2 protein-coding genes are annotated in these 1,860 nt (G+C 46.2%); both read right to left on the bottom strand.

Features of this window, described 5'->3' with window-relative positions; translation table 11 throughout:
* Nucleotides 1-120 precede the first annotated feature (120 nt).
* Nucleotides 121-1,215 (bottom strand): thiamine-phosphate kinase, encoded by a 1,095-nt coding sequence (gene thiL / locus QT979_RS28770; RefSeq protein ID WP_333312376.1) that lies wholly within the window; start codon nucleotides 1,213-1,215, stop codon nucleotides 121-123.
* A 32-nt stretch (nucleotides 1,216-1,247) separates the two neighbouring features.
* Nucleotides 1,248-1,562, bottom strand: coding sequence for a hypothetical protein (locus QT979_RS28775; protein ID WP_333212110.1), 315 nt, complete (start codon nucleotides 1,560-1,562; stop codon nucleotides 1,248-1,250).
* Between the last annotated feature and the right edge of the window lie 298 nt (nucleotides 1,563-1,860).

Raw genomic sequence — 1,860 nt, forward strand, 5'->3', positions numbered from 1 at the left:
ATTGTAGTTTTTTTTCCATGATTATGGGATGTTTGGTTTCACCCTTTTTTAATTCGCCAACAGTCTCTTGAAACCGCGTCTACACAAACCAAGTCAGCCTATGCGGACAAGCGAGATAATTCAGAAGTGTTGGAATCCCCGATCAAGCTTTAATATAGCATCAGAATAAATACCGCTGCTATCAGTCAACCAGATATCGGTGCTATCCGTAGCGATTCCCACTATCGCGGCTCGGTTTCCTATTTTTTCTACCAATAACTGAGCGCTGGTTATTGGCAAAAACAGCACTAACTCGAAGTCTTCGCCGCCGTATAATGCCCAATCTAAAGCTTTTTGGGTTGATACAATTTCGCTGAAAATATCGGGAATTGGTATTTTTGTACGATCGACTTTTCCGCCAACACCGCTAGCCCGACAAATTTGAATAATCGCATCTGCTAAACCGTCGCTGCTGTCCATTCCGGCGATTGCAATTGGGGATTGAGTCCCCCCCGGCCCCCCCTTGCTAAGGGGGGGAGAATGGAAATCTTGCTTCCCCCCCTTAGCAAGGGGGGGACTGAGGGGGGGTTCCATCGCGCCTTCGGAAGCTAATATTTCCCAAACAACCGGCAACACATCCAGCCTCGGTTTAGGGCGCTGGTGAGCGACAATTAAAGAAGTTCGATCTGCTTCTGTAAGATTTTGCCCGAATTCTGGATTTAACAGCAATTCTAATCCCGCGCGGGAGGCTCCGTGAACCCCAGTAGCGACAATCGCCCAGCCCGATCGCGCATTTGACCGACTAATGGTACGATCGCACTCAACTTGTCCAAAAGCCGTAATCGCCACAGTCACAACCGGCGATCGCACAACATCGCCACCGACGATCGGCGTATGATATTCTTGCAAGCAAGCCGTCATTCCCCGATAAAACTCTTCAACCCACTCCACAGCCGTATCCGCCGCCACAGCAATGGCTACAGTCACCGCCAGAGGCTTTGCTCCCATCGCAGCCAGATCCGACAAATTCGCCGCTGCGGCGCGCCATCCTGCGTAATAAGGCCCCGTAGTGCGATCGCTAAAATGCACTCCATCCACCAACATATCTGTAGTGATAGCCAGAGATTGGTTGGGATTTGTAGCCATGACAGCGCAATCATCACCCACTATCTCTGCGGGGCAGAATTTTTGCAATATCCTTAAAAGGCCTTGTTCACCGATATCTTTAACTTGCATAAATTTGAATTAGTCGATCGCGCTTTCTCACTTCACCATTCCTTACCCGAACTCGGTGGTAAGCGCAACCTAGGAAACCTATAAAAAGTATCTCCTTCATCATCTACCTCTAAAACCGCCGAAAAAATCTTAACTTGCCGAGTTAAATACTGCTGAGCAACTTCAGCCTCAACCCTAGCATTAGCCGCCAGTTGAATCAGCGAAATTTGACTGTTTTGAGTTTCCAACAACTGATAAAAAGCCTCATCTAACCGCTGCTTTTGCTTGTTTTCATTCACATTTTTTACAATCAACAAGCCTGCGAATCCGCCCAAACCCATTACCAATAAAAATTGTAAAATAGCCATATTCTCGATTGAATTCCTATTTTCAATAACGAAACTATAAAAATTATCTCTTCTTCCAGCCTGATTCCGGCGGGCTTTGTCTGTGTAAAACTGATTTCAATCGCCGTCATCTGTATTTAGAAAAGATTTCAATGCCTGTCACTATTGATTTTTTCAGCCCGCGCAGGCGGGCTTTGTTTCTGTAAAAGCGATTTCAATCGCCGTCACTTTGGTGTAGAAGGGATTTCAAGAGACTGTTGGCGAATTAAAAAAGGGTGAAACCAAACATCCCATAATCATGGAAAAAAAACTACAATGA

This window comes from Microcoleus sp. w2-18bC1 (assembly GCF_036700365.1).
Taxonomy (GTDB): Bacteria; Cyanobacteriota; Cyanobacteriia; order Cyanobacteriales; family Microcoleaceae; genus Microcoleus.